Raw genomic sequence first — 12,558 nt, forward strand, 5'->3', positions numbered from 1 at the left:
CCACCTCCAGCTCCGGGAAGTCGCCACCGTGTCGCTCACGATCGGAATCGTCGGTCTGCCCAATGTCGGCAAGTCGACCCTGTTCAACGCCCTGACCAAGAACGACGTGCTGGCGGCCAACTACCCGTTCGCCACCATCGAGCCGAACGTCGGCGTGGTCGGCGTCCCCGACCCCCGCCTCGCCAAGCTCGCCGGGATCTTCGGCTCCGCACGGGTGCTGCCCGCCACCGTCGACTTCGTCGACATCGCCGGCATCGTCCGGGGCGCCTCCGAGGGCGAGGGCCTGGGCAACAAGTTCCTCGCCAACATCCGCGAGTCCGACGCGATCTGCCAGGTCATCCGCGCCTTCAAGGACGAGAACGTCGTCCACGTCGACGGCAAGGTCTCGCCCAAGAGCGACATCGAGACCATCAACACCGAGCTGATCCTCGCCGACCTCCAGACCATCGAGAAGGTGCTGCCGCGCCTTCAGAAGGAGTCACGGATCAAGAAGGACGTGGCCCCGAAGGTCAAGGCCGTCGAGGAGGCCAAGGCCATCCTGGAGGAGGGCCGCACGCTCTTCGCCGCCGGCTTCATCCAGGGCACGGACAAGACCGAGCTGCTGCACGACCTGCACCTCCTCACCACGAAGCCGTTCCTCTACGTGTTCAACGTCGACGAGGAAGAGCTCACCGACGACGACTTCAAGAACGAGCAGCGCGCCCTGGTCGCCCCCGCCGAGGCGATCTTCCTCAACGCCAAGCTGGAGGCCGACCTCGCCGAGCTGGACGACGAGGAGGCCCTGGAGCTCCTCCAGTCCGTCGGCCAGGAGGAGCCGGGCCTGGCGACCCTCGCCCACGTCGGCTTCGACACCCTCGGCCTGCAGACCTACCTGACCGCCGGCCCCAAGGAGACCAGGGCCTGGACGATCAAGAAGGGCGCCACCGCCCCCGAGGCCGCCGGTGTCATCCACACCGACTTCCAGAAGGGCTTCATCAAGGCCGAGGTCATCTCCTTCGCCGACCTGGTCGACACCGGCTCCGTCGCTGAGGCCCGCTCCGCCGGCAAGGCCCGCATGGAGGGCAAGGACTACGTGATGCAGGACGGGGATGTGGTGGAGTTCCGCTTCAACGTGTGACGCCCGCCGAAGCATCGACCTGGCGATTCAGTAAACATGTAGGTCGAACGGGGTTGGCTCGATTTGGGGGCGGCCCCGTTGGCGTGCCGGTTGCGGGGTTTGTGCGCGATTTGCGTTGCGGGCCAGAGCTGGTTCAGTGCCTCCGGTGTCCTGCGGGGATTCTGAGGCGCCAGGGGGCAGACCGTTCTTGCCCGGGGTGCAGTGCGCGGTACGGATCGTGGTGGGGCGGACTTTTCGCCGGATCGCCGGATCGGGCTGACTGGCAGTCATAGGCTGGCGGCCGTGACGCACAAGACCGGGGGCAGGACCAGGGGCAGGGGCAGGGTGGAGGAGACCGTGAGTGGCCTCACCGAGGCGGACCTCAAGATGTTGGCCGGTGCCCGTTCCTTCGAGCGCGGGCGCGGGTACCTGGATGCGGTGTCCGGGGTCGAGGTCGGCGACGGATGGGTCACCGCGAGCGTCCACGGGACGGAACGGTACGAGGTGGAGCTGTCCCTGGACGGGCCCGGCGGGCTGTCCGGCGAGTGCGACTGCCCGTACGGCCTTGAGGGGAACTTCTGCAAGCACCTGGTTGCCCTCGGCCTGACGGTGCTCGCCCGGGCGGAGAGCCTGCCGCGGCAGCGGAAGGCGGCGCGGGGACGGGCAGCGGGCCTCGACGGGTGGCTGTCCGCCCTGTCCAAGGACGAGTTGCTCGCCCTGGTGCGGGAACAGGTCGGCGAGGACCGGCAGTTGCGGCGCCGCCTGGAGCTGCGGGCCGCGAGCGCCCGCGGGGATCTCAGCGCGGTCCGGGCCCGTATCCGTGAACTGCTCGACATCGGCCCGTTCGCACGGCACGGATACGTCGAGTACGCCGATGCCCGTGCCTACGCGGACCAGGCCGGGCACGCGGTGTCGGCGATCGGGGCGCTCACCGGCTCCGGACGGGCAGCCGACGGGATCACCCTGGCGCGGGAAGCGATGAAGCTGCTGGCCCAGGCGGTGGAGTGCGTCGATGACTCCGACGGATGGCTCGGCCAGGTGGGCGCCGGCCTCGCCGACGCCCACCTCGACGCATGCCGGGCGGCGCGCCCCGACCCGGAGGAGCTCGCACGCTGGCTGATCGGCCATGCGCTCGGCGAGTTGGACGACGGCCTCACCGACATCGATCCGCTCGACTACGAGGACGTTCTGGGCGCAGCGGGAATGGCCGTCCTGCGGAAGCTGGCGGTCGAGGCGTGGCAGGCCAACCGCCGCGGCTGGGCCGAGAAGTACCTGATGGAGCGTCTAGCCAAGGCGGGAGGCGACGTCGACGCGGTCATCGCCGTGCATGCGGCCGACCTCGCGCCGAACGGCCACACGCACCTGGTCATCGCCCGCGAGCTGGACACCGCCCGGCGCCCCGGCGAAGCCCTGCACTGGGCGGAACGCGGCGTCCGGGAAGCCCGAGACCTCGCCGCCGTCGACACCGCCCTCGTCGACCACCTCTGCGAACGCTACGCGCAGACGGACCGGCCCGCCGACGCCGTCGCCCTGCGCCGTGACCACTTCGGCGCCCGCCGCACCCTGCTCACGTACCAGCAGCTGCGTGCCGCTGCCCGGGGCGCGGACTGCTGGCCGGCCGAGCGCGAGGGTGCGCTGGCCCTGCTACGTGCCGACGCGGAGCAGCGGCAACAGGGCAGGTACGGCAGCCCCGTCCTGGTCGACGCCTTGCTCGACGACAAGGACGTCGACACCGCCTGGCAGGCGGCCACTCAGACCGGTGCCCATGACCGGCAGTGGCTCGCCCTTGCCGACCACGCCCGAGCCACTCGCCCCGCCGACGCGCTCGGCGTCTATCTACGCCTAGCGGAGCCGCTGACCGAACAGACCGGCAACGCGGTCTACGAGCAACTCGTCAGTCTGCTGCTGAGCATCCGGGACTGCCACCGTCTGCTGGGATCGCCCGAGGAGTTCATCGAGTACGTCACCGCCCTGCGTACCGCCCAAAAACGCAAGCGGAACTTGCTGCGCCTGATGGACGCGCACCATCTGTGAGCCGGGCTGTGCCCAGGAGGTCACCGTGTCGCGGGCGTCGCAGACATGTGGGGCAGAAGGGGGCGACTCCTCCAGAGGGTGACCCCCGTTCTCAGCACGTGTAGCGCCTGCCGTCGAGGATCTTGCATTCCGTGACGAACGGTCCGTGCGAGCGGACCTCGAAAACTTGCTGAGGGCGTCCGGCAAAGCCGTGAACGACGAAATCCTTGCCGTTGTTCGTGATGTCTTTGGTGTGTTCTCCGTCTGAATCGACGTAGCTGGCTTCGAATGCTTTCCAGGAGCAGTCCTGCGTGCCTGAGGTGACTTGTACGCGTAGTCCTTCGGGGGCCGCGCCGTTTCCGAGGTCGATCTTCTTGTATTTGAAGAACGGCTCTCCGTAGTGCTCCTCCTCGTCCCCGGTGATGAGCGGGGTGGTGGTGGAACGCGCCAGGTCGAAGAACATGCCCTCGTAGCTGCCGCCGGCCTGTCCTCGCACCGAGATGACCGTGGCGGCCTTGGCGGGCGTGCACTGGAGCCCTTTGATGCGCATACCGGTGATGACGAGGCTTGCTTTCCGGTCGCTGAGGATGTCCATGAGCCACTCCTCCGAGTATCCGGGCGATTTGACCTTCATGGCAGGGTGCCGGACATCGGAGAAAGAGACGCCTCGTCCGTGGTGAGCCGCGTAGAAGGGGGTGAGCGGATCGCCCTTGGGTTCCATTCCGAGGAGGGTTTTCTTGTCCTGCGGCGAGAACGGCGAATCGAAGATCTGGGCCTCGGAGTACTGGGCGTCCAGGCGTACGGACGCCGAGAATGCAGGGCCGGCGCGATCGGCTTTGTCGTCGGCCTCATTGGCGACCTGCGCGTCATGCTCCGAGGTCAACCAGTCGGTGCCTTTCGTCACGAGGAATGCGATGAGCGCGGCGAGGACCGTCCAGCACAGCCTGATGAGGATCTTGCGATTCCGTCGGCGACGGTTCGGGTCCGCGGCGTCCGGCATGACGCCGTCGATCACGTCGTCCAGGAGTGAGGGGGTGGGCGGGCGGTGCTGCTCCCTTCTTGCCGACGCCTCGTCGTCATCAGGAGTGCCGGCCTGGCCGCCGTTCCCCGACGGGGGCGTGGGTGACGGCGACGCGGGTGGTGTCCCGCTTTCTGCCATGGGAGTTGCCTCACTGAAGTAAGTGACCGTCAGGGAAAGGGTGTTGATGCTACGTCATGGCGTGCTCGCGCCTCGGTGGGACCCGATCTGGACGGTGGGCCTCGGCCCGGGGGAGGGGCTGTGGCTACTGCGGAAACACCTCGAACAGGACGGCCGGGCGGCCGCGGTGGTGGGTGGCGCCGGTGCGGAGGGCGCGGTCGAGGAAGGCGCGGGCGTAGGCGTGCGGGTCCTGGTCGGGGGCGGTGAGGGCCTTGATGTAGGTGGTGTGGGCGGCCAGGGAGGCGACGGCGCGGGGGATGCCGGGGCCCACCTCGGCGGCGTGGGTGGGGCGGGGCGAGCCGGCCACGGCGGTCCAGCGGACGCCGGACCAGGGGGGCAGGCCCTCGGTGTCGGCGAGTTCGGGGAAGATCCAGCGGTTGGCGGCGTCGGCCGCGGTGTCCAGGACGGTGCGGCCCACCGCCCGGTGGTCGGGGGTGTTCCATTGGGTGCCGAACCAGGTGTCGCGGTGGTTGAGGGTGATCAGCAGCTCGGGGCGGTGCCGGCGGACCGCGGCGGCCAGGTCGCGGCGGAGCGGCAGGCCGGCCTCGATGACACCGTCCCGGTAGCCGTCGAGGAACTCGACGGTGCGGACGCCGACGTGGGCCGCGGCGGCGCGCTGTTCGGCCTCGCGGACCGCGGCGCAGGCGGGGGGCGAGAGACCGTCGATGCCGGCCTCGCCGCGGGTGACCAGGAGGTAGCGGATCTCCCGGCCGGCGTCGGTCCATTCGGCGATGGCGGCCGCGGCGCCGTATTCGAGGTCGTCGGGGTGGGCCACGATGGCCAGCGCGCGCTGCCAGTCGTCGGGCATCGGGTGCAGGGAGCTGACGGCGGCGTTCTCGGTCGGCATGGCGGCCCCTTTCTGCTCGGTGACGATCGTGACACGGTCGGACACGGAACGTGGTGGAACGGGTGTTTCGGTGGGACCGGGGGTTTGGCGTGGGCGGTGGCTGAGCTGCGTTCATTACTTTGAGTGAATATCTGGCCTGGGCTTGCGATCGGCAACACGCGGTTGTCACGCTGTTGCTGACTGTCAAGCTGTTGGGAGGGCACGTGCCTTTCGGTGAGCAGCCCGCGTACCTCCGCGTCGCCGGCGACCTGCGCCAGAAGATCGTCGACGGGGTGCTGGCCCCGCACACCCGACTCCCCTCCCAGGCGCGCATCCGAGAGGAGTACGGCGTCTCGGACACCGTCGCGCTGGAGGCGCGGAAGGTCCTGATGGCCGAGGGCCTGGTGGAGGGCCGGTCCGGGTCGGGGACGTATGTGCGGGAGCAGCCGGTGCCGCGCCGGATCGCTCGCGGCGGGTTCCACAGTCGGGGCTGCACGCCGTTCCGCCAGGAGCAGACGGACGAACGGGTGCGGGGCACCTGGGAGTCCAACAGTGAGCAGGAGGCGGCCGGTTCGGCGGTGGCGGCCCGACTGCGGATCCCGGTGGGTGGCAGGGTGATGCGGACGCGCTACGTCTTCCGTGCGGAAGGCGAGCCGTCGATGCTCTCCACCTCCTGGGAGCCGCTGGAGATCACTGGGCGGACGCCGGTGATGCTGCCCGAGGAGGGCCCGCTGGCCGGGCGCGGGGTGGTCGAGCGGATGGCCGCCATCGACGTGGTGGTGGACAACGTCGTCGAGGAGGTCGGGGCGCGGCCGGGGCTGGCGGAGGAGGCGATGGCGTTGGGCGGGGTGCCCGGTCATGCGGTGCTGGTCATCTCGCGGACGTACTTCGCGGGCGGCCGCCCGGTCGAGACGGCGGACGTGATCGCGCTCGCGGCGCGCCACCGGGTCGCCTACCACCTGCCGGTGAAGTAGGGGCGACCGAACTCCCCGTGGTTGCCAAGTCGACGCCCCGTATGGGGATCCTGCGGGATTCGTAGCGTTCGGTGGCAAGAAAATCCGGCTGAGATATGTGTCCGGTTTGGGGTACTTTTTCGAGAAATGTCATCCGGATATCGGTGTTGGAAACCTCACAGAGGCTCAACTGGGCGGGTTTTTTTAGCCGGTGTGGGAACCGGATCTTCGGATTCGCTCATACGATGGCGAAGTTTGTGCACGGCACGGGGGAAGACCAGGAGACCAGCACGTGAGCACGACGAAGACAGCGAGTGCGGAGCAGGGTTCGCACTCGAACTACCGTCGGTCCCTCGGGACCATCGCCCTGACCGCCACTGGTCTCGGGTCCATCATCGGTTCCGGCTGGCTGTTCGGGGCCGAGCGGGCGGCCGCCATCGCCGGTCCGGCCGCGATCCTCGCCTGGGTCATCGGCGCGGTCGTTGCCCTGACCATCGCGCTGACCTACACCGAGCTCGGCTCGATGTTCCCCAAGGCGGGCGGCATGGTCCGCTACGGCCAGTACTCGCACGGCTCGCTCGCCGGGTACCTGGCGGCCTGGGCCAACTGGATCGCCATCGTCTCGGTGATCCCGGGTGAGGCCACCGCCTCCGTCCAGTACATGAGCAGCTGGGACTTCAGCTGGGCCAAGGCGCTCTTCGACGGTACGGAGCTCACCGGCTCCGGCGTCGCGGTGGCCAGCGTCCTGCTGGTCTTCTACTTCTTCATGAACTGGTTCGCGGTCTCGATGTTCGCCAAGACGAACACCGCGATCACGGTCTTCAAGGTCGTGGTGCCGATCCTCACCGCGGGCGCCCTGATCCTGTCCCACTTCGACACCGGCAACATCGAGCGCGGCGGCGGCTTCGCCCCGAACGGCTGGAGCGCGGTCCTCAGCTGTGTGGCGCTCTCCGGCATCGTGTGGGCCTACAACGGCTTCCAGTCGCCGCTGAACCTCGCCGGCGAGGCGCGCAACCCGGGCCGTTCGCTGCCCAAGGCCGTCGCCTTCTCGATCGTCATCGCGCTGGTCATCTACCTCGCGCTGCAGGTCGCCTTCCTCTTCGCGGTGCCCGCCGGGGACCTGAGCAAGGGCTGGGGCGGCCTCTCCTACCACTCCCCGCTCGCCGAGCTGGGGCTCGCCTGGGGCCTGAACTGGCTGGCGCTGCTGCTGTACGCGGACGCGTTCGTCTCGCCGTCCGGCACGGGCATGATCTACGCCGCCACCACCTCGCGCATGATCCAGGGCGTCCAGGAGAACGGGCACCTGCCGGGCATCTTCGGCAAGGTGGACCCCAAGACCGGCATTCCGCGTCCGGCGCTGGTGCTCAACCTCGGTGTCGCGTTCCTGTTCCTCGCGGTCTTCCGCGGTTGGGGTTCGCTCGCCGAGGTCGTCTCGGTCGCGACCGTCATCTCGTACATCACCGGACCGGTTGCCGTGATGGGTCTGCGGCGGCTGTCGCCGCACATGAAGCGGCCGGTGAAGCTGCGCGCCATGCCGGTCATCGCCCCGATCGCGATGATCTTCGGGTCGCTGGTCCTGTACTGGGGCAAGTGGCCGCTCACCGGCAAGGTCATCTTCATCATGGCCGTCGGGCTCCCGGTCTGGGTCTGGTACGAGATCGTCCGGCCGTGGAGGCAGGGCCGCAACCACCTGCGCGAGCTGGTGCCGCACCTGAAGGCGGGTGCGTGGATGGTGGTCTACCTGCTGGTCATGGCGGCCGTTTCCTACCTGGGCGGCAAGGAGTTCGGCGGCAAGGGCTACCTGCCGCCGGGCCTCGACCTCGCGGTGGTCGCGGTGATCGCGCTGGCCTTCTACTTCTGGGGCGTGCGCAGCGCCTGGCGCAACCCCTCGCTGGCCAAGGTCGAGGCCGAGCTCGCGGCGGAGGAGAGCGCCGCCGAGGCGGCCGGCGAGAAGGCTCCGACCGGCGCCTGAGCGGCCGTTCGCGGCGCGTTCCCGCCCACGTACAACCGCCCGGGTCTCCCGGGCTTCCACCGGCCACTCGCGGGTCGATCCTGGTGTTCCAGGTCCCGCGGGTGGCCGGTTCGGTCTCTCTTTGTGTAAATCCATATCCGGTGCGTAAAGGTCGGGCGTAGGGTCGGGCATATGCGGAATGCGATTTCGGCATCAGCACAGGAGGGGCGCGCAGCGGCGCGCTGCGCGGCGGACGGAGGGGCGCAATGACCGAGAACGAGACCGCGCTGCCCTGGCTCGTCATCCGCCAGGACGAAGGCGGTAACCGCTATCGCGTCGGCCGGTATGCCACCCGGGCGGAGGCGGAGCGGGTCGCCGAACGCCTCGACACCCGTGGCAATCAGCGGCTTTACGCGGTGGAGCGGGTCAGTCAGGGGGCCTCGTAGGGAGACGGGTGAGGGGAGCGGAGCGGGGAGCGGGAGGCGGGCGGGGGACGTAGGCTGCCGCGCATGACGACGGTGCGCGTAGTGGTGGGCGGTGCGGTGTGCGACCGGGGGCGGCTGCTGGCCGCCCGACGGAGCGCGCCGCCCGCGCTGGCTGGCCGCTGGGAGCTGCCCGGCGGCAAGGTGGAGGACGGTGAGACGCCGGAGCAGGCGTTGGTCCGCGAGCTGCACGAGGAGCTGGGCGTGGATGCCGTGCCCGTGGAGCGGATCCCGGGCGAGTGGGTGCTGCGGCCCGGCTACGTGCTCCAGGTGTGGACCGCCCGGCTGGTCTCCGGCCGGCCGGAGCCGCTCCAGGACCACGACGAGCTGCGCTGGCTGCGGCCCGGCGAGGAGCGCGAGGTCGACTGGCTCGACCAGGACCGTCCGGCGGTCGCCGAGGTGATGCGTCGGTTGGGCTCCAAGCCCGCGGTGGGGATCCCGGGCGCGCGACTGTAGGGCCGGGGCCCGACAGTGGGCGCGCGCCCCCGGTGGGCGCGGGTCGCGCGGCCGGTCGGGCCGGTCGCCGATGTTCGCCTGCTCGTCGGGTGTGCCACCGTGCCCGGGATTGCTGCGAGATGCGCCATTTGTGCCACAGTGCACGATTGAAGGCGGTACTTGCCGCTCGATACCGGGTATGTCCTGATTGGCCCCATTCGATGAGGGTCGGGTACGACGGGGGACTCCTCGGCCTGGGAAGTGATCGGCGTGAGCGACAGCGCAGCGGCAGAGGTCCCGGAACCCGGTCCTCCCGAAGTCCGCAAGCGCGGCAGGGCGTCCGGTGCGCCGAGCGCCGAATGGAGCTTTCCGGCGGACCCCGGCGCGGTGCGTACCGCCCGCACCATGGTCCGTCAGGTGCTCAACGACTGGGGGCTGAACGGCGCCGCCGACGTCGCGGTGCTCCTGGTCAGCGAACTGGTCACCAACTCGCTGCGGTACGCCAGCGGTCCCATCGGCGTGCGCATGGTGCTGCTCGGCGCCGGGGCGCTGCTCGTCGAGGTCTCCGATCCGCTGCCCGACCCACCGCGGTCCCGCACCGCCACCCCCGATGACGAGGGGGGACGCGGACTCCAACTCGTCGCGCACACCTCGCGGCGCTGGGGCACCCGGCAGGGAAAGAGTGGCAAAACAGTGTGGTTCGAGCTGTCTGTGGCTGGTTAGGACTCATGGGGAGTCCCGATCGTTGCCATTTCATCGACATTTTGTAGATGGCCTGCGATCGAGACTGTGCTGTGATCGTGAAGACCGTGTTCCGGATAGCCGAGGTGCTGGAATACTCGGCAGGTCCGGTCCGGGCACGATGAGCTGGAGGGGACGGGGCTCGTGAGCGAGAAGTCATCTGGCGGGGTGGTACCTGCGCAGAACGGTGGCCGGGACGGTACGTACGGCCCGGTGGACCCAGGCGGACATCGCCATGCCCGCGAGCCGCAGGGCGCGCCCGTATGGCAGAGCAGTCGGCCCGGATCGATCTACGACTACATCAAGGTCGCCTCGTTCTCGCTCGGCCCCGACGGACGCATCGACCAGTGGAGCGAGCGCGCCGCGCAGATGCTCGGCATCCCCGCCCGCTCCGCCCTCGGCAAGGATCCCGTCGAAGCCTTCGTCCCCAGCGAGTTCCGCGAGACCGGGCGCCGCAAGGTGTCCGAGATCCTCGACGGCCGGGAGTGGACCGGCCTGGTGCCCTACCGCCGGGAGGCCGACGGCGCGGTGGACGGGCTCGCCGAGATCTACGTCATGCCGGCCGAGAACGAGGACGGCGAACGCGGCGCGGTCTGTCTGGTCGTCGACGTGCGGGCGCTCCGCGGCATCGAGACCGACCTCGCCGCCGCGCAGGCCGTTTTCGGTCAATCTCCCATGGGCTTCACCCTGTTCGGCACCGATCTGAAGCTGCTGCGGGTCAACGAACGCTTCGCCACCGTCTTCGGCGGCCCGGCCGGCAAGTACCGGGGCGGCACCCCGCACGACTTCCTGCCCCGCCCCGAGGCCGAGCGGATGACCGTCGCCCTGCGCCGCGTCCTGGAGACCGGCGAACCGGTCACCGAGATGCAACTGGTCGGCCACGTCCCCGGCGAGGACGACCGCCGCCGCTGGTCGATCTCGCTCTACCGGCTGCACGGCGCCAGCGGCCGCCCGATCGGCGTCGCCGCGCTCGCCTCCGACGTCACCGGCCGCCGCCGCGCCGAACGCGAGGCCGCCAACGCCCGCCGCAACCTCGCACTGCTCAACGAAGCCGGCGCCCGGATAGGCAACTCCCTCGACCTGGAGACCACCGCACGCACCCTGCTCGACGTCGCCGTACCGCAGTTCTGCGACCTGGCGTCGGTCGACCTCTACCAGGGGCTGCTGGCCGGCGACGAGGCGCAGCCCGGGATGAGCGACGGCAGCGCGGAGCTGCGCCGGGTCGCCTTCGCCAGTGCGGTCTCCGACGTCCCACTCTCCGGTGGGGCGCCCGAGGAGACGCCGGTCGCGGTCGGCGCCGTCCACCGCTACCCCTTCAACTCCCCGTGTGCGGCCGCCCTGCGGACCGCCCAGGCGCAGATCATCCCCGGCCGGGAGAGCGACGAGGGGCCGGAGCTGGGCGCGGTGGTGCACTCCACGCTCGCGGTGCCGATGGTCGCCCGGGACACCGTCGTCGGCCTGGTGCAGTTCTCCCGTACGAAGGGCAGCGAACCGTTCGGTGAGCGGGACACCGCGCTGGCGGTCGAGCTCGCGGCCCGGGCCGCGGTCTGTATCGACAACGCGCGCCTCTACCGCCGGGAGCACGAGCGGGCCCTGATACTGCAGCGCAGCCTGCTGCCGCCCGGCGACCCGGAGGCGGCCGGCCTGGACATCGCCTGCCGTTACCTGCCCGGCACCACCGCCACCGAGGTCGGCGGCGACTGGTTCGACGTCATCGAACTCCCCGGGCACCGCACCGCGTTGGTCGTCGGCGACGTCATGGGCCGGGGCCTGCGGGCCGCGGTCGCGATGGGTGAACTCCGCACCGCGGTCCGTACGTTGGCGCTGTTGGACCTGGAGCCGGCCGAAGTCCTGGGGGCGCTGGACGAGATCGCGCGGGGGCTGGGCGACAGCGGTGACCGGGGGGCCATGGCGCGGTCCGCGCGCAGCCGCTCGGGGGCGCCGGCCGGCGGGCCCGCCCAGGGCCGCTCGGCCCGGACCGCCGACCTCTCCGAGGTCTACCTCGCCACCTGCGTCTACGCCGTGTACGACCCGATCACCCGGGTGTGCACCTTCGCCAACGCCGGGCACCTGCCGCCGGTGTTGGTCGAGGAGGGCGAGGAGGCGCTGCTGCTGGACGTCCCGCCGGGGATGCCGCTGGGCGTCGGCGGGGAGCCGTTCGAGGAGATCGAGGTCGAGGTGCCGGACGGCGCGCTGCTGGCGCTGTACACCGACGGTCTGGTGGAGTCCCGGCACCATCCGCTGGACGAGGGGCTCCAGGCGTTCCGCCGCGCTCTCTCGGACGCCGGTCGGCCGCTGGAGGACGTCTGCGACCACGTCCTCAGCGCCCTGGACACCTCGCACGGCGAGGACGACATCGCGCTGCTGATGGCCCGGGTGCACGGGCTGCCCAAGGACGCGGTGGGCGACTGGAGCCTGGCGCCGGAGCCGCGTTCGGTCGCCCGGGCCCGTGAACTCGCCCGCGACCAACTCACCGACTGGGGGTTGCAGGCGCTGGTCGACACCACGGAGCTGCTGGTCAGCGAGCTGGTGACGAACGCCCTGCGGCACGGGCACGGGGAGATCCGGCTGCGGCTGCTGCTGGACCGGACGCTGGTCTGCGAGGTCTGGGACGCCGATCTCGCCCAGCCGCGGCGGCGACGGGCTCGGGACACCGACGAGGGCGGCCGCGGTCTGCAACTCGTCGGCCTGCTGAGCGAGCGCTGGGGCAGCCGGCGTACGCCGCGCGGCAAGACCGTCTGGTTCGAACTCGCCCTGCCGGACGGCGACGCGACGCCGATGGATCCGGCGGAGGCGTTGCTGAGCCTGTTCTGAGGGGCTGGGGCCCCGGGGGACCCGGGCGGACGGACCCGGGTGCGGTGGG

10 protein-coding genes are annotated in these 12,558 nt (G+C 70.5%); 8 read left to right on the top strand and 2 right to left on the bottom strand.

The window, feature by feature from the left end:
* Window positions 1-28: 28 nt before the first annotated feature.
* Together ychF and ACO0M4_RS01425 are read left to right on the top strand one after the other, a co-directional pair.
* A complete protein-coding gene (ychF, locus tag ACO0M4_RS01420; RefSeq protein ID WP_430367674.1) occupies window positions 29-1,117 on the top strand; it encodes a redox-regulated ATPase YchF in 1,089 nt (362 codons plus the stop codon).
* Window positions 1,118-1,453: 336 nt separating this feature from the next.
* A complete protein-coding gene (locus ACO0M4_RS01425; protein WP_430367675.1) occupies window positions 1,454-3,130 on the top strand; it encodes an SWIM zinc finger family protein in 1,677 nt (558 codons plus the stop codon).
* A gap of 91 nt (window positions 3,131-3,221) precedes the next feature.
* On the opposite strand, the gene ACO0M4_RS01430 is transcribed toward ACO0M4_RS01425, so the two are convergent.
* Both ACO0M4_RS01430 and ACO0M4_RS01435 read right to left on the bottom strand, forming a co-directional pair.
* On the bottom strand, window positions 3,222-4,268 hold the full coding sequence (locus ACO0M4_RS01430) for a hypothetical protein (protein WP_430367676.1): 1,047 nt from the start codon (window positions 4,266-4,268) through the stop codon (window positions 3,222-3,224).
* 124 nt (window positions 4,269-4,392) lie between these two features.
* Window positions 4,393-5,154: a PIG-L deacetylase family protein gene (locus ACO0M4_RS01435; RefSeq protein WP_430367677.1), complete on the bottom strand. Its 762-nt coding sequence runs from the start codon at window positions 5,152-5,154 to the stop codon at window positions 4,393-4,395.
* A gap of 203 nt (window positions 5,155-5,357) precedes the next feature.
* On the opposite strand from ACO0M4_RS01435, the gene ACO0M4_RS01440 reads away from it, so the two are divergent.
* From ACO0M4_RS01440 to ACO0M4_RS01465, 6 genes are all read left to right on the top strand, one after another.
* Complete coding sequence (locus tag ACO0M4_RS01440; protein ID WP_430367678.1) at window positions 5,358-6,107, top strand: GntR family transcriptional regulator; 750 nt, start codon at window positions 5,358-5,360, stop codon at window positions 6,105-6,107.
* A 271-nt stretch (window positions 6,108-6,378) separates the two neighbouring features.
* A complete protein-coding gene (locus tag ACO0M4_RS01445; RefSeq protein WP_430367679.1) occupies window positions 6,379-8,058 on the top strand; it encodes an APC family permease in 1,680 nt (559 codons plus the stop codon).
* 245 nt (window positions 8,059-8,303) lie between these two features.
* The gene (locus ACO0M4_RS01450) at window positions 8,304-8,483 is read left to right on the top strand and encodes an SPOR domain-containing protein (protein WP_430367680.1); all 180 of its coding nucleotides are present in this window, start codon (window positions 8,304-8,306) and stop codon (window positions 8,481-8,483) included.
* Between the two features lie 63 nt (window positions 8,484-8,546).
* Window positions 8,547-8,975 carry a (deoxy)nucleoside triphosphate pyrophosphohydrolase gene (locus tag ACO0M4_RS01455; RefSeq protein WP_430367681.1) on the top strand — a complete coding sequence of 143 codons (429 nt, stop codon included), beginning with the start codon at window positions 8,547-8,549 and terminating at the stop codon, window positions 8,973-8,975.
* A 240-nt stretch (window positions 8,976-9,215) separates the two neighbouring features.
* Window positions 9,216-9,677 carry an ATP-binding protein gene (locus ACO0M4_RS01460; protein WP_430367682.1) on the top strand — a complete coding sequence of 154 codons (462 nt, stop codon included), beginning with the start codon at window positions 9,216-9,218 and terminating at the stop codon, window positions 9,675-9,677.
* 162 nt (window positions 9,678-9,839) lie between these two features.
* Complete coding sequence (locus ACO0M4_RS01465) at window positions 9,840-12,509, top strand: SpoIIE family protein phosphatase (RefSeq protein WP_430367683.1); 2,670 nt, start codon at window positions 9,840-9,842, stop codon at window positions 12,507-12,509.
* Window positions 12,510-12,558 lie beyond the last annotated feature (49 nt).

Source organism: Streptomyces sp. RGM 3693 (assembly GCF_050471125.1).
Classification (GTDB): Bacteria; Actinomycetota; Actinomycetes; order Streptomycetales; family Streptomycetaceae; genus Streptomyces.

Excerpts from the sequence above, each read along its gene's own strand:
- ACO0M4_RS01455 (WP_430367681.1), top strand. The coding sequence starts at position 8,547 with ATGACGACGGTGCGCGTAGTGGTGGGCGGTGCGGTGTGCGACCGGGGG.
- ACO0M4_RS01435 (WP_430367677.1), bottom strand. The coding sequence starts at position 5,154 with ATGCCGACCGAGAACGCCGCCGTCAGCTCCCTGCACCCGATGCCCGAC.
- ACO0M4_RS01450 (WP_430367680.1), top strand. The coding sequence starts at position 8,304 with ATGACCGAGAACGAGACCGCGCTGCCCTGGCTCGTCATCCGCCAGGAC.
- ACO0M4_RS01430 (WP_430367676.1), bottom strand. The coding sequence starts at position 4,268 with ATGGCAGAAAGCGGGACACCACCCGCGTCGCCGTCACCCACGCCCCCG.